This window comes from Bradyrhizobium frederickii, from assembly GCF_004570865.1.
Lineage (GTDB): Bacteria > Pseudomonadota > Alphaproteobacteria > Rhizobiales > Xanthobacteraceae > Bradyrhizobium > Bradyrhizobium frederickii.
This window is the reverse complement of record NZ_SPQS01000001.1, coordinates 275966-300374: the sequence shown is the minus strand read 5'-3', so window position 1 is coordinate 300374 and position 24409 is coordinate 275966. Positions and strand designations below refer to the sequence as shown.

21 protein-coding genes are annotated in these 24409 nt (G+C 65.5%); 12 read left to right on the top strand and 9 right to left on the bottom strand.

Annotated elements, in window-relative coordinates:
• Positions 1-36 precede the first annotated feature (36 nt).
• Positions 37-294, top strand: coding sequence for a hypothetical protein (locus E4K64_RS01360; protein ID WP_135161814.1), 258 nt, complete (start codon positions 37-39; stop codon positions 292-294).
• Between the two features lie 250 nt (positions 295-544).
• Here the strand turns inward: E4K64_RS01360 and E4K64_RS01355 are convergent, their stop codons facing one another.
• From E4K64_RS01355 to E4K64_RS01340, 4 genes are all read right to left on the bottom strand, one after another.
• Positions 545-2272: a methanol/ethanol family PQQ-dependent dehydrogenase gene (locus E4K64_RS01355; RefSeq protein WP_135161813.1), complete on the bottom strand. Its 1728-nt coding sequence runs from the start codon at positions 2270-2272 to the stop codon at positions 545-547.
• A gap of 142 nt (positions 2273-2414) precedes the next feature.
• Positions 2415-3068 carry a QcrA and Rieske domain-containing protein gene (locus tag E4K64_RS01350; RefSeq protein WP_135161812.1) on the bottom strand — a complete coding sequence of 218 codons (654 nt, stop codon included), beginning with the start codon at positions 3066-3068 and terminating at the stop codon, positions 2415-2417.
• Between the two features lie 263 nt (positions 3069-3331).
• Positions 3332-3796 carry a group III truncated hemoglobin gene (locus tag E4K64_RS01345; protein WP_135161811.1) on the bottom strand — a complete coding sequence of 155 codons (465 nt, stop codon included), beginning with the start codon at positions 3794-3796 and terminating at the stop codon, positions 3332-3334.
• Between the two features lie 133 nt (positions 3797-3929).
• Positions 3930-4781 (bottom strand): 3-hydroxybutyryl-CoA dehydrogenase, encoded by an 852-nt coding sequence (locus E4K64_RS01340; RefSeq protein ID WP_135161810.1) that lies wholly within the window; start codon positions 4779-4781, stop codon positions 3930-3932.
• Positions 4782-5076: 295 nt separating this feature from the next.
• Here E4K64_RS01340 and E4K64_RS01335 point away from each other — a divergent pair, with 295 nt between their 5' ends.
• The gene (locus E4K64_RS01335; RefSeq protein ID WP_135161809.1) at positions 5077-5775 is read left to right on the top strand and encodes an ABC transporter permease; all 699 of its coding nucleotides are present in this window, start codon (positions 5077-5079) and stop codon (positions 5773-5775) included.
• Here the strand turns inward: E4K64_RS01335 and E4K64_RS01330 are convergent.
• Positions 5749-6558: an ABC transporter substrate-binding protein gene (locus E4K64_RS01330; protein WP_135161808.1), complete on the bottom strand. Its 810-nt coding sequence runs from the start codon at positions 6556-6558 to the stop codon at positions 5749-5751. The two genes, E4K64_RS01335 and E4K64_RS01330, sit on opposite strands and share 27 nt — an antisense overlap.
• A 162-nt stretch (positions 6559-6720) precedes the next feature.
• On the opposite strand from E4K64_RS01330, the gene E4K64_RS01325 reads away from it, so the two are divergent.
• The 4 genes from E4K64_RS01325 to E4K64_RS01310 all read left to right on the top strand — a co-directional run bounded on the left by E4K64_RS01325 (position 6721) and on the right by E4K64_RS01310 (position 11177).
• Complete coding sequence (locus E4K64_RS01325; RefSeq protein ID WP_135161807.1) at positions 6721-6993, top strand: hypothetical protein; 273 nt, start codon at positions 6721-6723, stop codon at positions 6991-6993.
• A 229-nt stretch (positions 6994-7222) separates the two neighbouring features.
• Positions 7223-8506 carry a hypothetical protein gene (locus E4K64_RS01320; protein ID WP_347338618.1) on the top strand — a complete coding sequence of 428 codons (1284 nt, stop codon included), beginning with the start codon at positions 7223-7225 and terminating at the stop codon, positions 8504-8506.
• Positions 8507-8569: 63 nt separating this feature from the next.
• The gene (locus tag E4K64_RS01315) at positions 8570-8851 is read left to right on the top strand and encodes a Plug domain-containing protein (protein ID WP_135161805.1); all 282 of its coding nucleotides are present in this window, start codon (positions 8570-8572) and stop codon (positions 8849-8851) included.
• Positions 8852-9167: 316 nt separating this feature from the next.
• The gene (locus tag E4K64_RS01310; protein ID WP_135161804.1) at positions 9168-11177 is read left to right on the top strand and encodes a putative bifunctional diguanylate cyclase/phosphodiesterase; all 2010 of its coding nucleotides are present in this window, start codon (positions 9168-9170) and stop codon (positions 11175-11177) included.
• Between the two features lie 7 nt (positions 11178-11184).
• On the opposite strand, the gene hutU is transcribed toward E4K64_RS01310, so the two are convergent.
• From hutU to hutI, 3 genes are read right to left on the bottom strand one after another with little or no spacing between them, the layout of a single operon-like run.
• Positions 11185-12855, bottom strand: coding sequence for a urocanate hydratase (gene hutU, locus E4K64_RS01305; RefSeq protein WP_135161803.1), 1671 nt, complete (start codon positions 12853-12855; stop codon positions 11185-11187).
• Positions 12852-14423, bottom strand: a complete 1572-nt coding sequence (gene hutH, locus E4K64_RS01300; RefSeq protein ID WP_135161802.1) for a histidine ammonia-lyase — start codon at positions 14421-14423, stop codon at positions 12852-12854. Before hutH ends, hutU begins: the two co-directional genes overlap by 4 nt.
• Entirely contained in the window at positions 14420-15634 is a 1215-nt protein-coding gene (gene hutI / locus E4K64_RS01295; RefSeq protein WP_135161801.1) for an imidazolonepropionase, read from the bottom strand. The genes hutH and hutI overlap by 4 nt, the downstream gene beginning before the upstream one ends.
• Before the next feature lie 88 nt (positions 15635-15722).
• On the opposite strand from hutI, the gene E4K64_RS01290 reads away from it, so the two are divergent.
• From E4K64_RS01290 to E4K64_RS01265, 6 genes are all read left to right on the top strand, one after another.
• Positions 15723-17081, top strand: a complete 1359-nt coding sequence (locus tag E4K64_RS01290; protein WP_135161800.1) for a formimidoylglutamate deiminase — start codon at positions 15723-15725, stop codon at positions 17079-17081.
• Positions 17078-17806, top strand: coding sequence for a histidine utilization transcriptional repressor HutC (gene hutC / locus E4K64_RS01285; RefSeq protein ID WP_135161799.1), 729 nt, complete (start codon positions 17078-17080; stop codon positions 17804-17806). The genes E4K64_RS01290 and hutC overlap by 4 nt, the downstream gene beginning before the upstream one ends.
• A 102-nt stretch (positions 17807-17908) precedes the next feature.
• On the top strand, positions 17909-18853 hold the full coding sequence (locus tag E4K64_RS01280; protein WP_135161798.1) for an ABC transporter substrate-binding protein: 945 nt from the start codon (positions 17909-17911) through the stop codon (positions 18851-18853).
• Positions 18854-18925: 72 nt separating this feature from the next.
• Positions 18926-19699: an ABC transporter permease gene (locus tag E4K64_RS01275; protein WP_135161797.1), complete on the top strand. Its 774-nt coding sequence runs from the start codon at positions 18926-18928 to the stop codon at positions 19697-19699.
• Positions 19696-20481 carry an ABC transporter ATP-binding protein gene (locus E4K64_RS01270; protein ID WP_167771735.1) on the top strand — a complete coding sequence of 262 codons (786 nt, stop codon included), beginning with the start codon at positions 19696-19698 and terminating at the stop codon, positions 20479-20481. Before E4K64_RS01275 ends, E4K64_RS01270 begins: the two co-directional genes overlap by 4 nt.
• The gene (locus tag E4K64_RS01265; protein WP_135161795.1) at positions 20474-21706 is read left to right on the top strand and encodes a Zn-dependent hydrolase; all 1233 of its coding nucleotides are present in this window, start codon (positions 20474-20476) and stop codon (positions 21704-21706) included. The genes E4K64_RS01270 and E4K64_RS01265 overlap by 8 nt, the downstream gene beginning before the upstream one ends.
• Here the strand turns inward: E4K64_RS01265 and bamA are convergent.
• Positions 21703-24216 carry an outer membrane protein assembly factor BamA gene (gene bamA / locus E4K64_RS01260; RefSeq protein ID WP_135161794.1) on the bottom strand — a complete coding sequence of 838 codons (2514 nt, stop codon included), beginning with the start codon at positions 24214-24216 and terminating at the stop codon, positions 21703-21705. The genes E4K64_RS01265 and bamA overlap by 4 nt on opposite strands.
• Positions 24217-24409: the final 193 nt, after the last annotated feature.

Genomic DNA, 24409 nt, shown 5'->3' with positions numbered 1-24409 from the left:
TCGCGCCGTTTCCATCGATCTGACAGGAGCAGATCGATGACCAACCTCTCAAAGGCGCTCGCAGTGTCGCTGTCGAGCGCCTTTCTTTTGACGGCCGCAGGCGCATTTGCCCAGAGCAATACCGCCCCGCCGACCACGGCCACGCGTCCCGGCACCCCGGACCAGAACTCGCTGCCCAACGCCAACGCCCCGCCCGCCTCGACCACCCAGACCACCGGCCAGCATAATCCCGATCCGAAGGTTCGTGAGATGAACCAGAAGGAGAAGGACAAGGTCGAGCGCGAGGGGAAGTAGACTTTTGCGACCTCATGCCGGCACGGCCGGGTTTATCCCGGCCATCCACGGCCTTTGCCGCGGCACGACGTAGATGCCCGGGCCTTCGCCGCGCCGGAGCGGCGTCGGACGCGCAGGCGGGACAAGCCCTGGCATGACGAGTATGCGGCCCGCGAGCAATCCCAGCGCACAAACAAAAATGCGGCGGACGTTGCCGTCCGCCGCATTCCCACCCCCCGGCTGCTCCGCTGTCTTCGATCCGCCCGCGGAGCTATTTCTTCAGTGCGAACACCCAGATGACCCCGCCTTGCGGCACATTGGCCTCGATGCCGATGTTGTTGGTCACCAGCGCATCCTGGATGCGTTGCGCGTCCACGCCCCATCCTGACTGGATCGCGATATATTGGGTGCCGTCGATCTCATAGGACACCGGCATGCCCATGATGCCGGAGTTGGTCTTCTGCTCCCACAGCAGCTCGCCGGTCTTGGCGTTGAAGGCGCGGAAGTTGCGGTCGTTGGTGCCGCCGACGAAGATGAGATCGCCCGCGGTCGCCGTGACCGAGCCGAACAGATGCGATTTCGCGAAGTTGTGCTGCCACACCTTCTTGCCCGTGGCGGGATCCCAGGCCTGCAGCTCGCCGAAATGATCCGCACCCGGCTTCGCCTTCAGGCCGATGTCCTCCGGCTTAGTGCCGAGCCAGAGCTCGCCCGGCTTGAGCGCGACCTTCTCGCCGGTGAACCCGCCGCAGAAATTCTCGTTGGCGGGCACGTAGACGAGGCCGGTCCTCTGGCTGTAGGCCGCCGACGGCCAGTCCTTGCCGCCCCACAGCGACGGACAGAACTCGACCCGCTTGCCGATCACCGGCTTGTGCGCGGGGTCGACGATTGGCTTGCCGCTCTCGGGTTCGATGCCCTTCCAGACGTCGGTGGAGACGAACGGCCAGCCGGCGACATAGTTGATCTTGGTCGGCGTGCGCTCGAGCACCCAGAAGATCGCGTCACGGCCCGGATGGACCAGGCTCTTGATGTTGCGACCGTCGCGTTGCAGGTCGATCAGCATCGGCGCCTCGACCTCGTCCCAGTCCCAGGAATCGTTCTGGTGATACTGGTGGTAGGTCTTGATCTTGCCGGTGTTGGGATCGAGCGCGAGCACCGAGGAGGTGTAGAGATTGTCGCCGGGATGGCTGTCGCCGGGCCACGGCGCGGCGTTGCCGACGCCCCAATAGATCGTCTTGGTCTCCTTGTCGTAATTGCCGGTCATCCAGGCCGAGCCGCCGCCGTTCTTCCAGTCGTCGCCCTGCCAGGTGTCATGGCCCGGCTCGCCTTCGCCCGGAATGGTGTAGGTCCGCCACAGCTCCTTGCCGTCCTTGGCGTCATAGGCGGCGACATAGCCGCGCACGCCGAACTCGCCGCCGGAGCCGCCGACGATGACCTTGCCGTCGACGATCAGCGGCATCAGGGTCATGTACTGGCCCTTCTTGTAGTCCTGCACCTTGGTGTCCCACACCACCTTGCCGGTCTTGGCATCGAGCGCGACGACGTGATCGTCCGTGGTGGCGAGGTAGAGCTTGTCCTCCCAGAGGCCGACGCCGCGGCTGGTCGGATGCAGCTGGAACAGGTCGTCAGGGAGCTGCCGCTTGTAACGCCAGTATTCATCGCCGGTCTTGGCATTCAGCGCGATCACCTGCCCCATCGGGGTTGCCACGAACATCACGCCGTTGTTGACGATCGGCGGGGCCTCGTGGCCTTCGACGACGCCGGTGGCAAAGGTCCAGACCGGCGTCAGATTCTTCACGTTGGAGGTGTTGATCTGGTCGAGCGGGCTGTAGCCGTGCCCGTCATAGGTGCGCCGATAGAGCATCCAGTTGCTTGGCTCCGGATTCTCCAACCGCTGCGCGGTGACCGGTGCGTAGTTCTCGATCGGACCGGACATGGCGGCGGTCGAAGCGAGACAGGTGAAGGCGACGAAGCCGGACAGCAACCATTGCTTCCTGGTCATGGACGCTTTTCTGGACGTTCTCATGGACGTTCCCCTTTTTCATCCGTTTGAATTCTTGTTGTGAATTCTTGTCGTTCGTCCCGCCGTCCGCCCACCGGCGGATACGGCCTCTCGTGACGCGGGCGCGGCCCGCACCGTCCGTTCATCCTGGCTGCGCGCCACCTACCTTTCCGATGAAGTTGCCGGCAACGCTGAGCGAGCCGTCAGCGAGCGCGAGCGGCAGCGCCGCGAGCCGTCGCGGCGCCGGTCCGAACACGACCTGTGCGCCCGCACGAGGATCGTATTCGGAGTTGTGACACATGCACTTGAACACCTCCTTGTCGCCGACATCGCTCTTCACCCAGGCGGTGACGGGACAGCCGGCATGCGAGCAGATCGCCGAATAAGCGAGGATGCCATCGACGGCGCGAGCGCGGGCCTTCTCGTCGAGCTCGGCCGGATCGAGCCGGATGATCAGGATCTCGTTGAGCCGCGAGCCGCTGCGCACCACCGATGTCTTGGGATCCTTCGGCCAGGCGTGCACCGGCGGTCCGCCGGCCGGCAGGTCGGCCGCGCTGATCAGCTTTCCCTCCTTGTCGCCTTCGGAGAAGACGAACACATCGCCTTTCTGGGGCCGTTCGTCAGACCCGGGCGGATCCTCATTCGCGCGCGCATGCGCGGAGCAACCGAGACAAGCGGTGGTGGCGAGCGCACCAAGCAGCACCGTTCGCCGCGTCTGCTCGGCATAGGCCTCGGCGTCGGGTTCCCAGGAGCTTTCGGACGATGAGGAATTGGTTGTGAACGATGCGCGGGACATGTTCATAAGCAGGCGCTGGAACTCTGCCGAAAACAAGGCGAAGAATTGGCGCCGCAGTGCATCAATATGGCTTTGCTCGCGTTGATTGAGCAAGACTGAATGCATTCAAACGCGTTTTCGCGATTTCAACGTCGCGCCGCGCGATCGGCATGATGATTTTGCAGATCAGACCGATGATGTCGGAATTGGTGCAGCGCGCTATTCGTGGCGCTGCGCAAACGCAGCGTGACGCATCTGCATGTATTGCAGGCAGCCGGTGGTCGTCAGGGCCTGAGCACGTGGCGCGGTGCGGCGATCGAACCGGCAACGGTTGCCGACGCCATTTCGAAACTGTCGGCGATGCGACGCGCCTTGTCGATGAACAGATTGGCCGCCGGCGGCGGGCAGACCTCGCGCGCGGTCTGCTCGAACAGATCGAGCCAGCGGTCGAAATGGTCGCCAGCCAGGCTGAGCGGCAAATGTGCCCGCATCGGCGAGCCGTGATAGCGGCCGCTCATCAGCACGACCGAGGACCAGAAATCCCTGAGCTTGGCGAGATGCTCGTCCCAGTTCTGCACGACCGCAAACACCGGACCAAGCTTGGCATCTTCGCGCACCCGTCCGTAGAAGCGGGTGACAAGCTCCCCGATCATCTCATCGGTGATCCCGGTGCGCTCGATCGCATCCTGCGTCAACAGGCTCCGCCGTGCGGCCGCCGCCTCGCGCTCGGCCTTCAGTCGATCCGACATATCCTCTGTGTCCGTTCCGTTGTTCCCGCGGGCCGTCCGACATTGTCGGGCCAGTTGCGCGCGGCGTCTTTGTCGCGGCGCAAAGTGCGGGATCCGGCGGCGAGCGCGAAAGGCCCGCCGCCGGCCGCCCTGATCAGGCGCTGTAGGTGTAAAAGCCCTGCCCGGTCTTGCGGCCGAGATGGCCGGCATCGACCATTTCCTTCAGCAGCGGCGCTGGCCGATATTTAGGATCGTTGAAGCCCTTGTAAAAGACCTCCATCACCGAAAGCATGGTGTCGAGCCCGACCAGATCGGCCAGAGCCAGCGGTCCGATCGGATGGTTGCAGCCGAGCTTCATGCCGGCGTCGATCTCTTCCGCGGTCGCGATGCCTTCCTGGAGCGCGAAGATCGCTTCGTTGATCATCGGGCACAGGATGCGATTGACGGCAAAACCCGGGCTGTTCTTGGCGGTGATCGCCACCTTGCCGACCCGTTTGGCGAAATCGAGCGCCTTGGCATGGGTCTCGTCGGAGGTCTGCAGGCCGCGGATCAGTTCCAGCAGGGCCATCACCGGAACCGGATTGAAGAAGTGCATGCCGATGAAGCGATCGGGACGGTCGGTTGCGGCGGCGAGCTTGGTGATCGAGATCGACGAGGTGTTGGTCGCGACCAGCGTGCGCGGCGACAAGCTGGCGCAGAGGTCCTTCAGGATCTTGACCTTGAGCTCCTCGTTCTCGGTCGCGGCCTCGATGACCAGGTCGCAATCCGACAGCTTCGCCCGGTCGGTGGTGCCGGTGATGCGCTTGAGCGCGGCGTCGCGATCGGCCGCCGACATCTTCTCCTTCTTGACCAGGCGCTCGAGGCTGCCGCCGACGGTTGAAAGCCCGCGGTTCACGGCCGCATCGGAAATGTCGACCATCACGACCGAGAGCCCGGCCGCCGCGCAGACCTGCGCGATGCCATTGCCCATGGTCCCTGCCCCGATGATGCCAACGGTCTGGATCATTGCCTCACATCCTTCTCATCCTGCAGCCGATGCCAGCATGGCACGGCCATTGTTTCCGCATCAGGTCTAGCACCGCCGCAAGACGGCTGCGACCCGATCCTGCCCCTCCCTTAAAGCATTCATGGACGGAATAAAGCGCCTGTCGGGCTTAAAGCACCGGCCTCGGGCGCCCCGAGGCCGGTTTGCGGCCTCCAAGCCCTCCCGCGGCAGCCCAGTCCGGGTCTTGATTATGGCAGCCGCAACGGCGAGAAGGCACGTAGCGGGAGCCCCGCGGAACGGAGTTGCCTGAGGCCGGATGAACGACTTTGCACGATCTATCGGCTCCGCCCTCACCCTGATCGCCGAGGCTGACGCCGAGCTGCTCGGCATCGTCGCATTGTCGGTGCGGGTCAGCCTGACCGCCAGCATCGTCGCGCTCCTGATCGGCGCACCGTTGGGAGCCCTGCTTGCGATCACCCGTTTCCGCGGGCGTCAGGTGATCATCGTACTGACCAATGCGCTGCTCGGCCTTCCGCCGGTCGTGGTCGGGCTCGCGCTCTATCTCCTGCTGTCGCGGTCCGGTCCGCTCGGGGCGGCGGGCTTGCTGTTCACCCCGGCTGCCATGGTGGTTGCGCAGACGCTGCTGGCCGCTCCGATCGTGGTCGCCCTGGTGCATCGGCCCGCGAGCCTGCTGTGGGCGGAGTATGGCGACCTGGCGCGGATCGATGGATTGTCGGCCCTGCGCAGCATGGCGCTCCTGTTCGCGCTCGGCCGGACCTCGCTGCTGACGGCCTTTCTCGCGGCGTTCGGGCGCGCCATCGCCGAGGTCGGCGCCATCATCATCGTCGGCGGCAACATCCGCGGCTTCACGCGCACGATGACGACCGCGATCGCGCTAGAGACCAGCAAGGGCGACCTGCCGCTGGCGCTCGGACTCGGACTGATCCTGCTCGCGCTCAGCGTGGCGGTGTCGACCGTCGCATTCCTGCTAGTGGGCCGCGTTGGGGAAAAATAGCGGCTCGCCGCCAACCTTGTAGCCGGCAATCGCTTCCTGCCCCTTCGACGAGACGAGCCAGTCGATGAAGGCCTGTCCATCCTTCGCCTTCACGTTCGGGTGCTTCTCGGGATTCACCAGCATGACGCCGTACTGGTTGAAGAGCCGCTTGTCGCCCTCGGTCAGGATGGCGAGCTCGCCGCGGTTCTTGAACGAAAGCCAGGTGCCGCGGTCCGACAGCAGATAGGCATTTGAGGACGAGGCCATGTTCAGCGCCGGGCCCATGCCCTGGCCGATCTCCCGGTACCAGCTGTCCTTGCCGGCACCGAGGTCGACGCCTGCCTCTTTCCACAGCCTCAGCTCGGCCGCATGCGTGCCGGACTTGTCGCCGCGCGAGATGAACGGCGCCTTCGCGGTCGCGATCTTGCGCAGCGCCTCGACCACATCCTTGCTGCCCGATATCCGCGCCGGGTCGCTTTTGGGCCCGACCACGACGAAGTCGTTGTACATGACGTCGAAGCGCTTCACGCCCTGCCCTTCCGACATGAACTTGTCTTCGGCGGGCCTGTCATGGACGAACACGACGTCGGCATCGCCACGCCGGCCGATATCCAGCGCCTGGCCGGTGCCGACGGCGACGACCTTCACCCTGATGCCTTCGGCCTTCTCGAACAGCGGCAGCAGATGGCCGAACAGGCCTGATTGTTCCGTCGAGGTGGTCGAAGCGACCGTGATGGTGCGATCCTGCGCGAACGCGATCGTGGACCAGAGCAGAACCGCTCCAAGGGTGGCAATCTTCCTCATGCGTCGTTTCCAATATGCGATGACGGTCCCTCAATAGCCGCTTGGGACGTTGACGGGAACCCCCGACGTTCAACCGCTCAGGGTTGAAGCGATGGCCACAATTCGGCAGGAACGTCGCTTGCGCAGGCGGATTGTCTGGGATGTAAAGTCAAGGAGAATCCAATGAAGAAGCTCATCTTGGCATCGGCATGCATCATGGCGCTGGCGACCGGTAGCGCCGTCGCCCAGACACAACCCGCCCCGGGCGCCTCCGGCCAGGTCGACGTCGGCCCCTCGTCGCGCGGCCCCGCCACCAAGGGCATGACGACCGGACGTTCGTCGAACATGCAGAACGAGGCCAGCGACGGCAAGGGTGCGCAGCAACCATCGGCCGGCGGCGCCAACACCAACAACACGGGCAGCCAGGCCGGCGGCAGCGCGGGCGCCGGCAAATAGTCGGAAGATCGAAAAATCCCGCTTCCCTCTCCTTCGCCTTCGAAGGAGCGTGCTCAACTCGGCGCGGCTCTATTGTGGTCGCGTCAAGTTGGGCGGCGGCCCAATCACGCTCGGGCTTCACGGCGATCACAGTCTCTCGGTGATGGCTGACACTTCATCGGGTCGCCCACCCGCACCCGACGAACGTATCTGATGTTCTGCAATTGATCTCACCTAGATTGACAGAGGTGTGACGGCCGGGGCAGTTTTTCATATTGCTGGCGAATCAGCGATTGCCTCACGCCGAGTATCTCTTGGACAACGCCTAGTGCTTTCGAGACTGATATCGTTGCTGCGCCGTATCCCTGCGGTGAAATGGGCGTTCACCAGGCTTCGGCCCGTGCAGCACGGCGGCAGCATTGATGCCACACCGGCCGCAGCAGACGTCTCGCCCGTCATCGCCCAAGACATCGTCCAAGACATCGCGGTCCAAGACGTCGCCGTCCAAGGCGTCGCGGCTCAAGACGTCGCGGAAGCCGCTTCGACTCAAGGCGCCGAAATCGGCACGGCTTCGGGGCTCGGCGAGGCCGAGAGCGAGGCCGCGGCTCCCTCCGCCCAGGATGATGCCGCGATCTCCGTCATCGCGGAGAGCCCGCCGGCCGCGCCAACCGAGGCCGGCGCCGGCGACGATTCCTCCCGGCAGACGCCGCCCGACATCGGGCCGGTCGTCGAAGAGGAGGCTTCGGCCGCCGCGATCGAAACGGCAACGGAAGATGCTCCCGAGCCAGCCATCGGCAACGATCCACTCCCGGTCGCGGCCGAGGCCGTCGTCACGGTGGAGACGTCATCGCCCGGCGACGCCGAGCGTGATCCGCTTGATGCCGCTGCCCTTGTTGTGGACGACGCTCGCGCCTCTGATGTCATCGTGGACGTTGAGCCGACGGTAGACGCGCCGTGCGTCACGTCTGCCGATGCCGAAGTTCTGGCACAGCCTGCCTCCGAGACTGATTTCGACAGCGGTCCCTCGCCGGACGATGCGGGGGCCATCGAGCCGGCAGTTGCGGATGGTGTTGCGCCCGTCGCGGCGGTGGTCGCAGAGCACGGCCCCGCCGATACGGCCAACGTCGCCACCGAGGTCGCGCAGGCTCCGGCGCTCGTCTCGCCTGCTCCGGAAAGGCGGAGCGCGCCGATAGTTCGCGCGAGAGCCGCTGAACCTGCCGATCGCACCGCGCTGATCAGGCAGCGCTGGGCGGAAAGCGGGATCAGGATGTGGAATCCGCGACTTCACGGCACCGGCGAAGCCACGCTGAACATCCAGGGATGCGTCGGGCTGCTGCCGCCCGCCCCCGGCGAGACGATGCCGCGCTATGACAAGCTGGAATTCATGATGCTCGGCGGACAGATCGTCTGCGAGGGCGTCATCGTCGAGGCCCCCGCGCAGGCGAGCCAGCGCAGTTTCACGCGGCTCGCCGAGCCTGCGAAACTCGAGCGAGTTCGCGAACCGGCGCGGGAGCGCCAGGCCGCTCTGGCCTGATCCCTTCCCCTGCAACGAACGCCGCGACGTGCTAGGCTGATATTCCGACAGGGGAGATCGCCTGTGCGCGCAAGCTCGTTGCTTCTGGTCGTGATCGCCGCCTTCTGCGTCTTGCAGCCGGCCTTTGCCACGGGCAAACGATCCCGCCACCCGCCTGCGACCGTTCCCGTCACCGATCCAGCCGCGTCCTACAAGGCCGATCGGCTCTCGTCCTCGCGCGGCGAGGCGATCCTCGACATGCCGGGCCAGACCACCGTGCTGACGCGACAGGTGCTCGACGACATGAACGCGACCAGCCTGAGAGGCGCCATGCGCTCGACCGCCGGCGTGACGATCGGGCGCTAAAGCGAAACGCGTCTTGGTGAACGATACGTAACGAGAGCTCAGGTCATTCTCCCCGACGAGGAGAGGTGGGGCATGCCGTTGCGCCGGCCCGCATGGTTAGCAGAACGTAGCCCCAGCTTTGCCGGACGGTGCAGCCGATGCGCCTGCTTTCTTCGGCCCCTTATCGTTAACGCGGCCTCACCGGCGCCCACGAACGGAAGAGATATTGTGGCGTCCGGCCTGATCCGGCTGTCGCTGCGTATCGATCTAACGCGCCCTTTACCCCCGTCATGCAACATCGCCGACGTTTTCAGGGTAGCCGGGGCTCGTATTTTCAATGCCTGTTGCCGATTTGAAGTCTCTTCTCGCCGCCGCAATCCGGCTGTTTCGCGTTCCGGCCGACAATCCGGATCTGATGCGCGCGCAGTTCGGCGCCTTCTCCAAGCAGGTCCCGCTGCTCTACTTCATCCTCATGAGCAACACGATCGCGGTGGCCTACACCTATGTGAACGTGGCGCCGGACTGGCTGACGATGATCGTGCCTGGCGTGCTGACCGTGCTCGCAGGCTTGCGGACCTATTGGTGGCTGCGCCAGCGTCACCTGGTGCGCAGCGACGCCGACATCCTGCGCAATCTGCGCGCCACCAACTGGCTGACCCTGCCGATCGGCGCCGGCTTCACCGCCTGGTCCTTCGCGCTCTATCCCTACGGCGATCCCTTCGCCAAGAGCCAGGTCGCCTTCTACATGGCGGTCACGGTGATCGGCTGCATCTTTTCGCTGATGCATCTGCGCTCGGCGGCGCTGATCGTGACGCTGATCGTCGACGTGCCCTATGTGCTGTTCTTCTTCGCCACGGGCGAGCCGACGCTGAAGGCGATCGCCGTCAACAACCTCCTGGTTTCCGGCGCGATGGTGACGGTGCTGTTCATCTATTACCGCGATTTCGCCGATCTCGTCGCCAGCCGCAAGTCGCTGCTCGCACAACAGGCGGCAACGCAGGCGCTCTCTGACGAGAACTTCCGCCTCGCCAATCTCGATTCCCTCACCGAGCTGCCGAACCGCCGCCGCTTCTTCGCCGAGCTGTCGAGCGCCTTTGCCGACGCCGAGCGCAGGCACGTTCGCGTCGCGGTCGGGATCATCGACCTCGACGGCTTCAAGCCGATCAACGACAATTACGGCCACTCGGTCGGCGACCGCGTCCTGATCGAGGCGGGCCGGCGCATCCGCGAGGTCTGCGAGGGCTTTGGCCCGCAGCGCGTGGAATTCGCCCGGCTCGGCGGCGACGAGTTCGGCCTCGTCGTATGCGGCGACCCCGAGGACGCGGACCTGACGCGGCTCGGCGAACGCATCGGTAGTCAGGTCAAGCTGCCGTACCAGCTCGACACCGCCCATACGGGCTTGTCCTGCTCGATCGGTTTCGCATCGTTCCCGGACTCCGCGACGACGTCGGAGGTGCTCTATGAATGTGCCGACTACGCGCTCTACCACGCCAAGCGCCATCTGCGCGGCCGCACCGTGATCTTCTCCAGCGAGCTCGAGGCCGAGATCCGCAGCCGCGGCGTCATCGAGAACCTGTTGCGCACCTCCGATTTCGGCACCGAGATGGAGCTGGTTTTCCAGCCAATCGTCGATGCCATGAGCGAGCACACCGCGGGTTTCGAGACCCTAGCGCGCTGGCACAGCCCCCGTCTGGGCTGGGTCTCTCCGGCCGACTTCATTCCCGCCGCCGAGCGCATCGGCCTGATCCGTCCTTTGACGCAGGCGCTGCTGGCGCGCGCCCTCGCCACGGCCAAAACCTGGCCCGACGACCTCCGCCTGTCGTTCAACCTGTCCGCTCACGACATCTGTGCCGCCGAGGGCATATTGCCGCTGATCTCGATCATCGAGAAAAGCGGTCTGTCGGCCCGCCGGATTGACTTCGAGATCACCGAGACTGCCGTCACCTTCGATTTCGTCCGCGCGCAGCAGTCGATCGCCACGCTGAAGGCGATGGGTTGCGGCATTTCGCTGGACGATTTCGGCACCGGCTATTCGTCACTGAGCCACGTGCACCGGTTGCCGCTGGACAAGATCAAGGTCGACCGCAGCTTCGTCGCCGAGATCAACGAGAATCCGGTGAGCCACAAGATCGTCAAATCGCTTGCGGGCCTCTGCGACGACATGGAGATCGCCTGCGTCGTCGAGGGCGTCGAGACCCGCGCCCAGCTCGACAGCCTGCGCCGGCTCGGGTGCGATTTCATCCAGGGCTACTACTTCGCAAAACCCATGCCGGCCGATGCGATCGCCGACTATCTGGCGAATGAACGCCAGCGCCTCGACGGCCGCGGGGCCAGGGTCGTGGCCTGAGGCGCCACTACTTCGAAAGGCTCGGCAGATCGAGGCCTTTGTCGCGGGCGCAGTCGATCGCGATGTCGTAACCGGCATCGACGTGGCGCATGACGCCGCTGGCGGGATCGTTCCACAGCACGCGTTCGATGCGCTTGGCAGCCTCGGGCGTGCCGTCGGCGACGATCACCATGCCGGCGTGCTGCGAATAGCCGATGCCGACGCCGCCGCCGTGATGCAGCGAAACCCAGGTTGCACCGCTGGCGCAATTGAGCAGCGCGTTGAGCAGCGGCCAGTCCGACACCGCATCCGAACCGTCCTTCATCGCCTCGGTCTCGCGGTTGGGACTCGCGACCGAACCGCTGTCGAGATGATCGCGGCCGATCACGATCGGCGCTTTCAACTCGCCGCGCGCCACCATCTCGTTGAAGGCAAGGCCGAGGCGGTGACGATCGCCGAGCCCAACCCAGCAGATCCGCGCCGGGAGGCCCTGGAATTTGATGCGCTCCTTGGCCATGTCGAGCCAATTGTGCAGGTGCTTGTCGTTCGGCATCAGCTCCTTGACCTTGGCATCGGTCTTGAAGATGTCCTCGGGATCGCCCGACAACGCAGCCCAGCGGAACGGTCCGACGCCGCGGCAGAACAGAGGGCGGATATAGGCGGGCACGAAGCCGGGGAAATCGAAGGCGTTCTTCAGCCCCATGTCCTGGGCCATCTGGCGGATGTTGTTGCCGTAGTCGAGCGTCGGAATGCCCTGCGCATGGAAATCCAGCATGGCCTGGACGTGCTCGACCATCGAGGTCTTGGAGGCGCGCTCGACCGCCTTCGGATCGGACGCGCGCTTGGCTTCCCACTCTGCGAGCGTCCAGCCCTTCGGCAAGTACCCGTTGATCGGATCATGCGCGCTGGTCTGGTCGGTGACGATGTCAGGCTTGACGCCGCGGCGAACCAGCTCCGGGAAAATCTCCGCGGCATTGCCGAGCAGGCCGACCGAGATTGCCTTCTTCGTCTTTGCAGAGTCCGCCATGATCGCGAGCGCTTCATCGAGGGTTGCGGCCTGACGGTCGAGATAACCGGTGCGCAGGCGCATCTCGATGCGGCTCGGCTGACATTCGACTGCGAGCATTGAGGCGCCGGCCATGGTCGCGGCCAGCGGCTGCGCGCCGCCCATGCCGCCCAGGCCGGCGGTGAGAATCCATTTGCCCGAGAGGCTGCCGCCATAATGGCGCCGCCCGACCTCGACGAAGGTCTCGTAGGTGCCCTGCACGATGCCCTGGCTGCCGATATAGATCCACGAGCCCGCGGTCATCTGGCCGTACATCATCAGGCCCTTCCGATCGAGCTCGTTGAAATGGTCGAGCGTCGCCCAGTGCGGCACGATGTTGGAGTTGGCGATCAGCACGCGTGGCGCGTCGGTGTGGGTGCGAAATACGCCGACCGGCTTGCCGGACTGCACCAGCAGCGTCTGGTCGGCTTCGAGCTTGCGCAGGGCCGCGACGATCCGGTCAAAACTCTCCCAGTCGCGCGCGGCGCGGCCGATGCCGCCATAGACGACGAGCTCGCTCGGACGTTCCGCGACGTCAGGATCGAGATTGTTCATCAGCATGCGCAAGGGAGCTTCCGTCAGCCAGCTCTTGGCGCTGATCTCGCTGCCGCGGGGCGCGCGGATGGTGCGGTCGTTGTCCAGTCGGCGGTTCATGCGGACCTCTCATCAAGTCTCGGAAACGGATCGGATGGAAGCGCCGTGAGCGCGGTAGCTGGCAGAGCGTCGGCCTCGACCAGCGCAGCGGCCTTGGCGAGATCGCCGGCCATGTAGCGATCGGCACCCAGTGCGGGCACCTGCTCGCGCAGCGCGGCGATGACCGCCGCCAGCGGCCTGCTGGTCGCATGCGGCTCGCGCAGCGTGATGCCTTGGGCGGCAACCAGGAGTTCGATGCCGAGGATGGCGGCGAGATTGTCGGCCATGTCGGACAGCCGCCGCGCGGCGTGCGCCGCCATCGAGACGTGATCTTCCTGGTTGGCGCTGGTCGGCGTCGAATCGATCGAGCACGCAGCTGCGCGCTGCTTATTCTCGGCATAGAGTGCCGCCGCCGTCACCTCGGCGATCATGAAGCCGGAATTGATGCCGGGATCGGGAGTGAGGAACGGCGGCAGGCCGAAATTGAGCGTCGGATCGACCAGCGTCGCAATGCGCCGCTCGCTGATGGCGCCGATCTCCGACAGCGCGAGTGCGATGGCATCGGCGGCGAACGCCACCGGCTCGGCGTGAAAGTTGCCGCCGGAGACGATCTCGCCGGTCTCGACCAGCACCAGCGGATTGTCGGTGACGGCATTGGCCTCGACGATCAGCGTGCGCGCGGCCTGCGCGATCAGATCGAGCGCGGCTCCCGCGACCTGCGGCTGGCAACGCAGGCAATAGGGATCCTGCACGCGCTCGTCACCTTCGAGATGCGACAGGCGGATGTCGCTGCCCTCGAGCAGCGCGGTCAGCGTCGCGGCGGCCGCGATCTGCCCGGCATGGCCGCGCAGCGCCTGGATTTCAGGACGGAACGGCGCCGTCGATGCCATCGCCGCATCGACCGACAATGCGCCGGTGACGAGCGCTGCGCGCGCAAGGCCGAAGGCGCGCAGGACCGCGGAGATGGCATAGGCGGTCGAGAATTGCGTGCCGTTGATCAGTGCGAGGCCCTCCTTGGGTCCCAGCGTCAGCGGCACGAGGCCGGCGGATGCCAGCGCTTCGCCGCCGGGCACGATTTGTCCGTCAACGATCGCCTGTCCCTCGCCGATCATCACCGCTGTCATATGCGCGAGCGGGGCGAGATCGCCGGAGGCACCGACCGAGCCCTGCTGCGGCACCAGCGGGGTGACGCCCCGCGCCATCATGGCCTGCAGCTGCTCGATCACCGCGCGGCGCACGCCGGAGGCGCCGCGGCCGAGCGAGATGATCTTCAACGCCATCATCAGGCGAACGATCGGCTCCGGAGTCGCGGGGCCGACGCCGCAGCAATGCGACACGATCAGGTTGCGCTGGAGCAGCGCGGTCTGATCGGGCGGAATGCGCTTCGAGGCGAGCTTCCCGAAGCCGGTGTTGATGCCATAGACTGGCGCAGCGGCTTGCGCGGCCTTTGCGACAATCTTCGCAGCCGCCTCCACGCGCGGCCAGAACGACGGATCGAGCACGACAGGAGCGCCCGCAAGCACGCGCGCGAGCTCGTCGAGGCTGACCGTTCCCGGCTTGACGATGATCGCTGCGCCCTGCTCCGTCACTGGCCCCTCCACACCCGGCGATGCAGCGGATTGAAGCCGATGCGGTAGACGAGCTCGGCCGGCCGCTCGACGTCCCAGATTGCGAGATCGCACCATTTGCCCGCTTCCAGCGTGCCGGTCTCATCGAGCACGCCGAGCGCCCGCGCGCCTTCGCGGGTGATTCCGGCAAGGCACTCAGCCACATTCATCCGGAACAACGTCGCGCCCATATTCATGGTGAGCAGCAGCGAGGTCAGCGGCGAGCTGCCGGGATTGCAATCGGTCGCGAGCGCCATGGGCACGCCCTGCCTGCGAAAGGCCTCGAACGGAGGCTTCTGCGTCTCGCGAATGAAGTAGAACGCGCCGGGCAGCAGCACGGCCACAGAACCAGCCTTCGCCATCGCGGCGACGCCGGCTTCGTCGGTATGCTCGAGATGATCGGCCGACAGCGCCGAGAATTTTGCCGCAAGCGCCGCGCCGCCGAGGTTCGACAGCTGGTCGGCGTGGAGCTTGACCGGGAGCCCAAGCGCTCTCGCCGTCTCGAATACAAGCGTCGTCTGCTCCGCCGAAAATGCGATGCCTTCCATGAAGGCGTCGACAGCGTCGGCGAGGCCAGCCTTCGCAACGGCAGGCAGCATCTGTTTGCAGACGAGATCGACGTAGCGATCCTTGTCACCGTCCGCCTCGACCGGCAATGCATGCGCGCCGAGAAAGGAGGTGCGGATCGCGACCCGCCGCTGGCGACCGAGGCTGCGCGCGGCCGCCAGTTGCCGCATCTCCGTCTCGGTGTCGAGGCCATAGCCGGATTTGATCTCGACGGTGGTTGCGCCCTCGCCAATCAACGCGTCGAGCCGCGGCAGCGCGCTCGCGACCAGCTCGGCCTCGCTCGCCTTGCGCGTCGCCGCCACCGTGGAGACGATGCCGCCGCCGGCGCGCGCGATCTCCTCGTAGCTCGCACCTTTCAAACGCAGCTCGAACTCGTGCGCGCGGTTGCCGCCATAGACGAGATGGGTGTGGCAATCGACGAGGCCGGGCGTGATCCAGCGCCCCTCGCAATCGATCCGCTCGATCGCGTCCGCATTCGCGGGAAAGTCCGTCGCCGCACCGGCGTAGCTGATACGGCCGCCGCGCGCGGCGATGACACCAGGCGCGATCTCGCCGAGATCGGGACGGTCGGCCCGCATCGTGGCGAGCCGGGCATTGTGCCAGATCCGGTCGAAGCGCTCTGCCATGCCACTTTCCCCTGGGGTGGGATGCTTGACTTATATGTCTAGACATATAATCGTAAGGCGGTTCTGTCCAGCCGGCGTGTAATCAATCATGACCCGACTGCATTTCGCCTCCGCGCTCCTGCCCTCGGGCTGGGCCAATGACGTGCAGGTGGTGATGACCGCCGGCGCGATCGCGGCGGTGACCGCGGGCGTGCAGCCTGCCGCCGGCGACGAGCGCCACGCCATTGCGCTTCCGGGATTGGCGAGCCTGCACAGCCACGCCTTCCAGCGCGGCATGGCGGGCCTTGCCGAGCTGCGCGGCGACAGCACCGATACATTCTGGACCTGGCGCGAGACGATGTACCGCTTCGCCCTCGCAATGACGCCGGACGACGTCGCGGCCGTTGCGACGCTGCTTTATGTCGAGATGCTGGAGCAGGGTTTTACCCGCGTCGGCGAATTCCACTATCTGCACCACGACCGCGACGGTTCTCCCTATGCCGATATCGCCGAGATGGCCGCGCGGATTGCGGAGGCTGCCGAGGCATCGAGCATTGCGCTGACGCTGCTGCCGAGTTTCTATGCGCACGGCTCCTTCGGCGGTGCCGCGCCGCATGCCGGCCAGCGCCGCTTCGTCTGCTCGGTCGATCGGTTCGCCGAGCTCATGGCCGCCTCCCGCAAGGCGATCAATGCATTGCCGGGCGCCAATATCGGCATCGCACCGCACAGCCTGCGCGCGGTCGCGCCGGATGAGCTCGCGGCCATCGTTCCGCTCGCGAACGGCGGACCGGTGCACATTCACGCCGCCGAACAGGTGAAGGAAGTCGAGGATTGCCTGGCCTGGTCGGGCCGCCGCCCGGTGCAGTGGCTATTGGAGCACGCGCCCGTCGGTCAGCGCTGGTGCCTCATTCATGCGACTCATATGACGGACGCTGAGGTCAGCGCATTTGCCAGGACGGGCGCAGTCGCCGGGCTCTGCCCCATCACCGAAGCGAGCCTTGGCGACGGCATCTTTCCGGCCCGCGAATTCCTCGACGCCGGCGGCGCGTTCGGTATCGGCACCGATTCCAACGTGCTGGTCGGCGTCGCCGACGAATTGCGCCAGCTCGAATACGGCCAGCGGCTCAAGCACCGCGAGCGCAATGTGCTTTCCGCCGGGGCCGGCCGCTCGACCGGACGGGCATTGTTCGACCATGCGCTCGCGGGCGGCGCGCAGGCGCTGGCGCAGACGACGGTCGGCCTCGCGCCCGGCGCGCGCGCCGACATCGTCACGCTCGACGCCGCACATCCCTCGCTGGCGGGACGCCGGGGCGATGCCGCGATCGACGGCTGGATCTTTGCTGCAGGCAGCGGCGCGATCGACTGCGTCTGGGCCGGCGGCGAGAAGGTTGTCGAGCGTGGCCGGCACAGGCTGCGCCAGGCGGCGCGCGAGCGTTTCAACGCGGTCGTTCGGAGGCTTGTTGCATGAGCCTCGTCACCGATGCCGCCGACAAGCCGACGCTCTACAAGCGGATTCGCGCCGACATCGAAAAGCGCATCCTGACCGGCGAATGGCCGCCCGGCCATCGCATTCCGTTCGAGCATGAGCTGGTGGCGCGCTACGGCTGCTCGCGCATGACGGTGAACAAGGCGCTGTCGGAGCTCGCGCAGGCAGATCTGATCGAGCGGCGGCGGCGTGCCGGCTCGTTCGTGCGCCGGCCGCAACACATGTCGGCGGTGCTCAAGATCGCCGACATCCGCGCCGAGATCACCGCGCTGGGGCGCGCTTACGGCTATGAGCTGATCCACCGCAAGCTGCGCGCCGCGACCGCTGCCGACCGTGATCGCCTCGGCGTGAAGAGGGCCGGCAAGGTGGTTGCGATCACCTGCCGGCACAGTGCCGACAACGTGCCGTTCGCCGTCGAGGACAGGCTGATCGACCTGTCGTCCGTGCCTGACGCCGCGAGCGCAGACTTCTCGCGCGAGCCGCCCGGCTCGTGGCTGCTTCACCACGTCCCGTGGACGGAGGCCGAGCACACGATCAGCGCCATCGTTGCCGACGATCATACGGCGGGCGCGCTCGCGATCGCCGTCGGCGCGCCCTGTCTCGTCATTGACCGTTACACCTGGCGTAGCGCGCGCACGATCACCGCCGTGCGCCTGCTCTATCCCGGTGACTCTCACCGCCTTGTCGCGCGATTCAAGGGAGGCTGAGTGGATATGTCGGCACAAATCGTGCAACGCTTCGAACAGCGGTCCACGTGGACCCACAGATCAACAGGACGTCAATCCATCGATCGGCAGAGGACGACAATCATGCGTAATTCGACAATATTTGCGACAATCATTGCTCTCGCGGCCGCCACTCCCGTGCTCGCCGACGACGTCAAGGTCGGCGTCGGCATCTCCGGATGGACCGGCTTTGCGCCGCTGACGTTGGCGAAGGAAGCTGGCATCTTCAAGAAGAACGGCCTCGACGTCAGCATCAAGAAGATTCCGCAGAAGGACCGCCATCTTGCCATCGCTTCGGGCGACATCCAATGTGCGGCGACGACCGTCGAGACCTGGATCTCCTGGAACGCCAACGGCGTTGCCACCAAGCAGATCTTCCAGCTCGACAAGAGCTATGGTGCCGACGGCATGGCCGTGCGCAACGACGTCGCCGCGATCAAGGACCTGAAGGGCAAGACCGTCGCCGCCTCCGCGCCCGGCACCTCGCCCTATTTCGCGCTGGCCTGGATGCTCAAGAAAAACGGGCTGTCGGTGAAGGACGTCACCGTCGTGAACCTGGAGCCGGCCGCCGCCGCACAGGCCTTCGTCTCCGGCCAGAACGACGCCGCGATGACCTATGAGCCCTATCTGTCGACGGTGCGCGCCGCCCCCGACAAGGGCAAGATCATCGCGACCACGCTGGACTATCCGATGGTCATGGACACCTTCGGCTGCACGCCGAAGTTCCTCACCGAGAATCCCAAGGCCGCCAAGGCGCTCGCCGACAGCTATTTCGAGGCGATCGAGATGATCGCCAAGGACCAGGCCAAGTCCTACGAGATCATGGGCGCCGACGTGAAGCAGACCGGCGAGCAGTTCGGCAATTCGGCGAAATATCTGCGCTGGCAGGACAAGGCCGCCAACCAGAAATTCTTCGCCGGCGACTTCCTGACCTTCAACAAGGAGGCCGCCGAGCTCCTGCTCGAGATCGGCATCATCAAGGCCGCGCCGAAGGTCGAGGATCTCTTCGACGCCAGCTTCATCAAGTAAGTCACTTCAGGAGCTGCCGGCCCCGTCTCGCGGCGGGGCCGGCAAATCCGTTCACCGCCCGGATAATCGTCGATGCGTCCCCTGGACCCTGTTACATCGAAGCAGCGCGTGGTCTATGGCCTTGCGTTCTTCGTGCTGTTCGTCGCCCTCTGGTCCTGGGCGACGTTCGGCGGCCATGTGTCGAAAACCTTCCTCGCCAATCCGCTGACCATGGTGCAGGAAGGCGTCGAGCTGCTCACCAAGCACGGCTTCCTGTTCGACATCGGCATGACGATCTGGCGCGTCGTCGGCGGTTTCGCGCTCGCGGCGATCATCGCGGTGCCGCTCGGCGTGCTGATGGGCGCCTACAAGCCGGTCGAAGCCTTCCTTGAACCGTTCGTCTCCTTCGCGCGCTATTTGCCCGCCTCCGCCTTCATTCCGCTGCTGATCCTGTGGGCCGGCATCGGCGAATTGCAGAAGCTGCTCGTCATCTTCATCGGCTCGGTATTCCAGGTCATCCTGATGGTCGCCGTGACCGTCGGCGCAACGCGGCGCGACCTGGTGGAGGCAGCCTATACGCTCGGAGCGAGGGACCGCGGCATCATCCGCCGCGTGCTGCTGCCCTCCTCCGCGCCCGAGATCGCGGAAATCCTGCGGCTGGTTCTGGGCTGGGCCTGGACCTATGTCATCGTCGCCGAGTTGATCGGCTCGTCCTCGGGCATCGGCCACATGATCACCGACAGCCAGGCGCTGCTCAACACCGGCCAGATCATCTTCGGCATCATCGTGATTGGGCTGATCGGCCTGCTCTCGGACTTCATGTTCAAGGCCTTCAACGCCTGGCTGTTTCCGTGGAGGCTCGCATGACGATCCTCAAGATCGAGCAGGTCTCGCGCACCTTCCCGGCGCGCCACGGCAACGCGCCGACCAAGGCGCTGGAGCCGACCGATCTCGTCATCGGCAACAACGACTTCGTCACCATCCTCGGCCCCTCCGGCTGCGGCAAGTCCACGCTGCTGCGCATCGTCGCTGGCCTCGATCGTCCGACAAGCGGACGCGTCACGCTCGACGGGCGCGAGGTGACCGCCCCCGGCGCAGATCGCGGCATGGTGTTCCAGTCCTACACGCTGTTTCCCTGGCTCACCGTGCGCGAGAACATCGCCTTCGGCCTGCGCGAGCGCGGCGTGCCGCAGGACGAACGCAACAAGATCGCCGACGCCTTCATCCGCCAGGTCGGTTTGTCCGGCTTCGAGAATCATTGGCCGAAGCAGCTCTCCGGCGGCATGCAGCAGCGCACGGCGATCGCGCGCGCGCTCGCCAACGATCCCAAGATCCTGCTGCTCGACGAGCCGTTCGGCGCGCTCGACAACCAGACCCGCGCGCTGATGCAGGAGATGCTGCTCGGGATCTGGGAACGCGACCAGAAGACCGTGCTGTTCGTGACCCACGACATCGAGGAGGCGATCTTCCTCGGCAGCCGCGTCATCGTCATGAGCGCGCGCCCCGGCCGGATCAAGGCCGAGATCGATGTGGACCTGCCGCATCCGCGCTCCTACAAGATCAAGACCACGCCGGAATTCGTCCAGCTCAAGGAACGGCTGGTCGAGGAGATCCGCACCGAGGCGCTGAAGGTCGCCGAACATGCCTGACGCTTCCCCTTCCGTCGACGGCGAGCGCGTGCTTGCCGATCTCAATGCGCTGCGCGCCATCGGCGCCTACAAGACTGGCGTGCACAAGCCGACGTTCTCCGAGCCGCACAGGCTTTCGCTGGACTGGCTCATGCGCAAGCTGCCGGACGCGGGGCTTGCCGCTTCGATCGACGGCATCGGCAATGTCTTCGGCACCAGCGCCAAGGCCGGACCCAAGCTGCTGGCCGGCTCGCATCTGGAGAGCCAGAACTACGCCGGCTGGCTCGATGGCCCGCTCGGCGTCGTCTATGCGCTCGAGGCCGCGCGCGTTCTCAATGCCGATCCCTCCGTGAACGGGGCCGTCGAAGTCGCCGCCTGGTGCGACGAAGAGGGACATTTTGGGCATTTCCTCGGCTCGCGATCGTATGTCGGACAGGTCACCGAGGCCGACATCGACGCTGCGCGCGATCGCACCAGCGGCCGCACCATGCGCGATGCGCTCGCCGAGATGGGGCTTGCGGGCCGCCCTCGTGCCAGCGCCGAGCCGGGCCGCCACGTCGGCTATCTCGAGGCTCATATCGAACAGGGCGACACGCTCGAAAGCGGCAAGCTCGCGATCGGAATCGTCACCTCCATCGTCGGCATCTGGCAGTACCGCATCAACTTCACCGGCGAGCAAAATCATGCCGGCACCACGCGCATGACGGTGCGCAAGGATGCCGGGCTGGCGCTGGCCAAGTTCTGCGTCGCGATCGACGAACGTTTTCCGGCCGCCTGCGGCCCGCGCACGGTCTGGACCACCGGCCGCATCACGCTCGATCCGGGCGCGCCGAGCATCATTCCTGGCGGCGCCGAAATGCTGTTCCAGATCCGCGACGACGATCCCACCGTGATTGCCCGGCTGGAGCAGTTGCTGCGGACCATGGCGGACGAGGCCAGCGCGAGCGGCCCGTGCACCGTCACCGTCGAGAAGCTGCGCACCGGCGCGCCCGCCATGATGAGCGATCGCTTTCAGGATGCGATCGAAGCCGCGAGCAAGGCGCGGGCCGGTGAACGATCGATCCGTATGCCCAGTGGCGCCGGCCACGATGCGCAGATGCTGGCCAGTGTCATGCCCGCCGGCATGCTGTTCGTGCCCTCGATCGGCGGCATCAGCCATCACTGGACCGAGAACACCGCCGACGTCGATATCGTCACCGGCGCAGAGGTCTTCGTCGATGCCTGCCGGCGGATCCTTACAAGTTAGAACGACGTCCCTCCGCCGAACCTGAACTCCTGCACGACGTCGTATTTGCCCTTCGTGATCGGCACGGCATAATCGAAGCGCAACGGCCCGAACGGGGAGGCCCAGATCAGGCCGACGCCGACCGAGGATCGCACCGTGCTGCCGTCGTCATATTGCAATCCGCAATTCGGGCACGCCTTGGAGTTGACTTCGCCCGTAGCCGACCACGAGGTCGGTCCCTGATAGCCCCAGAGCGATCCGGCATCGGCGTAGAGTGCGCCCTTCAGGCCGACTTCCTTGGGCAGGAACCAGAACGGCATCTGCAGTTCCGCGGACGCGCCCCAATATTTCGTGCCGCCGAGCGCATCGCCGCTGGAGCCGTAATTGTAGTAGGTGATGTCGCGCGGCCCGATGCCGTTCGAGGCGAAGCCGCGCACCAGGTTCGGACCCATCTGGAAGTGATCCAGCATGCGCAGATCCCGGTCACCGATCTTGCTCAGCAGGCCGCCCTGGAGGTGAATCACGCTGACGATCTCGGAGACCAGCGGCGTGTAGTATTTGGTGTCGAGCGCGGTCTTCAGATAGGTGACGTCGCCGCCGACCCCGGCGAAATCCTGCCGGAAGTCGACCAGCAATCCGTTCGTCGGGTTCTTGGTGTTATCGAGCGTGTTGTAGTTCAGCGTGTAGCCGAGCGACGAAGTCCAGGTCGCGCCGTTCGCCAGCTCCTTTCGAACCGGCAGGCTCGACTCGCCGTCCCCGTAGCAGCCGTAGCCATAGACTCCCGAGCTCGTGGAATTGGTCGGGTCCGCGCCGCCCAGGACGCTCTGGATGTAGGCCGGCGTCGGATTGAAGGCCAGCGAGGCGTTCGACGCGTTGTTGTTGCAATTATTGTAGGCGCTGGCGAGCGAGATGCTCTGCTGATAGAGCGAATAGCGCAGCTGCAGGGAGAGATCCTCGCGCAAGGCCAGGCCAATGCGGGGGGAGAAACCGAGGGTCGTCACGCCGTAGCTCGTATAGCTGTTCGCCTTCTGCTCCTTCCAATAGGTATCGAATCCAAGCGCCAGCCGGTAGTCGAGCAGGTAAGGCTCGACGAACGACAACGATATGCCCCGCGAATATTGGCCGTAAGTGACCGATGCCTTGGCATAGAGCCCGCGGCCGAGCAGGTTGCGCTCCGAGATCGAGACTTCGGCCAGCGCTCCGTCGGTGGTGGAATAGCCGCCCGAGATCGAGAAGTCGCCGGTCGATTTCTCCTCCATGTCGACGATCAGGATCACGCGATCGCTCGACGAGCCGGGCTCGGTGACGATCTTGACGCTCTTGAAGTAGTCGAGGTTCTTCAGCCGCCGCTCGGCGCGATCGACCAGCGCGCGGTTGTAGGCATCGCCCTCCGAGAGGTCGAATTCGCGCCGGATGACGTAGTCGCGCGTGCGCGTGTTGCCGCGCAGGTTGATGCGCTCGATGTAAGTCCGCGGGCCTTCGTCGACATTGAACACGACGGAGACGGTGTGCGCCTCGAAATTGCGGTCGCCGCCGGGACGGACCACGGCAAAAGCATAGCCGCGGCGCGAGGCCTCGATCTGCATCTCTTCGGTCGACTTCTCGACCAATTCGACGTTGTAGAGCGAGCCGGCGCTGACGCGCGAAAAGGCGCGGAGCGAGGCCGTGTCGAAATTGGCAATGCTGGAGCGGTAGTCGACGGAGCCGATGCGATATTGAGCACCTTCCTCGATCTTGAAGGTCACCAGAAAGCCCTTCTTCTCCGGATCGTATTCGGTGAGCGCAGCCACGACCTGGACGTCGGCGTAACCGTTCTTGAGGTAGAAGCGGCGGATCAGGTCGCGGTCGGCCTCGACGCGATCGGGATCGTAAACGTCGTTGTTGCCGAGGAAGCTGAGCAGGTTGCTCTCGTGCGTCTTGATGATGTCGCGCAGCCGCGAGGCCGAGAACGCGCTGTTGCCGATGAACTCGACCGACTTGACCGATGTCTTCGCACCCTCCCCGACCGTGAAGATGAGATCGACGCGGTTGTTCGGCTGCTCGATGATCTCGGGCGTGACGCGGACGTCGTAGCGGCCGGAGCGCCGGTAGATCTCGGCGATGCGCAGCGTGTCGGACTGCACCAGCGCCCGCGAAAAGGTCCCGCGCGGCTTGGACTGGATTTCCGCCGAGAGTTGCTCGTCCTTGATCTTCTTGTTGCCCTCGAAGGCGATGCGGCCGATCACGGCATTCTCGACCACCGACACCACGATGCGGCCGCCGGCCTGATTGATCTTCACGTCCTGGAACAGGCCGGTCGCGATCAGCGCCTTGAGCCCGTCATCGAGGGCGGATTGATCGAGACGCCCGCCCGGGCCCGGATTGAAATAGGAGCGGACCGTCTCGGCCTCCACCCGGCGATTGCCTTCGACGACGATCGCCTGCATCGCCTGCGCGGCCGCCGGCTGCGGCAACAGCGCAAGCGGGAGTGAGCTTGCAATCGATATAGCACTCGTCGCCACGATGATCAGCCAGGCCCGCAAAAACGACATTCCACACCTCAACAAAACCTCGCCTGCTCTGAGACGAGACAGCTGTGGCCGCGGTGTGGCCTGAAGATTGCTGGTTTGTTTCCGGTCGTTGAATTTGATTGGACGATCAGCAGCGTGAGCGCCGCCGCCGCGACGACCGCGCGCACTGTGGGCGGAGACCGAACCGCCTCGAAGCTGCCGCGCAGGTGCCCTG

What these genes read in the sequence shown, in the direction of transcription:
- E4K64_RS01280 (WP_135161798.1), top strand. Translation starts at nt 17,909, where the DNA reads ATGCGTAATTCGACAATATTTGCGACAATCATTGCTCTCGCGGCCGCC.
- E4K64_RS01355 (WP_135161813.1), bottom strand. Translation starts at nt 2,272, where the DNA reads ATGACCAGGAAGCAATGGTTGCTGTCCGGCTTCGTCGCCTTCACCTGT.
- E4K64_RS01290 (WP_135161800.1), top strand. Translation starts at nt 15,723, where the DNA reads ATGACCCGACTGCATTTCGCCTCCGCGCTCCTGCCCTCGGGCTGGGCC.
- hutI (WP_135161801.1), bottom strand. Translation starts at nt 15,634, where the DNA reads ATGGCAGAGCGCTTCGACCGGATCTGGCACAATGCCCGGCTCGCCACG.
- E4K64_RS01345 (WP_135161811.1), bottom strand. Translation starts at nt 3,796, where the DNA reads ATGTCGGATCGACTGAAGGCCGAGCGCGAGGCGGCGGCCGCACGGCGG.
- E4K64_RS01335 (WP_135161809.1), top strand. Translation starts at nt 5,077, where the DNA reads ATGAACGACTTTGCACGATCTATCGGCTCCGCCCTCACCCTGATCGCC.
- bamA (WP_135161794.1), bottom strand. Translation starts at nt 24,216, where the DNA reads ATGTCGTTTTTGCGGGCCTGGCTGATCATCGTGGCGACGAGTGCTATA.
- E4K64_RS01340 (WP_135161810.1), bottom strand. Translation starts at nt 4,781, where the DNA reads ATGATCCAGACCGTTGGCATCATCGGGGCAGGGACCATGGGCAATGGC.
- E4K64_RS01350 (WP_135161812.1), bottom strand. Translation starts at nt 3,068, where the DNA reads ATGTCCCGCGCATCGTTCACAACCAATTCCTCATCGTCCGAAAGCTCC.
- E4K64_RS01330 (WP_135161808.1), bottom strand. Translation starts at nt 6,558, where the DNA reads ATGAGGAAGATTGCCACCCTTGGAGCGGTTCTGCTCTGGTCCACGATC.
- hutC (WP_135161799.1), top strand. Translation starts at nt 17,078, where the DNA reads ATGAGCCTCGTCACCGATGCCGCCGACAAGCCGACGCTCTACAAGCGG.
- hutU (WP_135161803.1), bottom strand. Translation starts at nt 12,855, where the DNA reads ATGAACCGCCGACTGGACAACGACCGCACCATCCGCGCGCCCCGCGGC.
- E4K64_RS01360 (WP_135161814.1), top strand. Translation starts at nt 37, where the DNA reads ATGACCAACCTCTCAAAGGCGCTCGCAGTGTCGCTGTCGAGCGCCTTT.
- E4K64_RS01325 (WP_135161807.1), top strand. Translation starts at nt 6,721, where the DNA reads ATGAAGAAGCTCATCTTGGCATCGGCATGCATCATGGCGCTGGCGACC.
- E4K64_RS01265 (WP_135161795.1), top strand. Translation starts at nt 20,474, where the DNA reads ATGCCTGACGCTTCCCCTTCCGTCGACGGCGAGCGCGTGCTTGCCGAT.
- E4K64_RS01275 (WP_135161797.1), top strand. Translation starts at nt 18,926, where the DNA reads ATGCGTCCCCTGGACCCTGTTACATCGAAGCAGCGCGTGGTCTATGGC.
- E4K64_RS01310 (WP_135161804.1), top strand. Translation starts at nt 9,168, where the DNA reads ATGCCTGTTGCCGATTTGAAGTCTCTTCTCGCCGCCGCAATCCGGCTG.
- E4K64_RS01270 (WP_167771735.1), top strand. Translation starts at nt 19,696, where the DNA reads ATGACGATCCTCAAGATCGAGCAGGTCTCGCGCACCTTCCCGGCGCGC.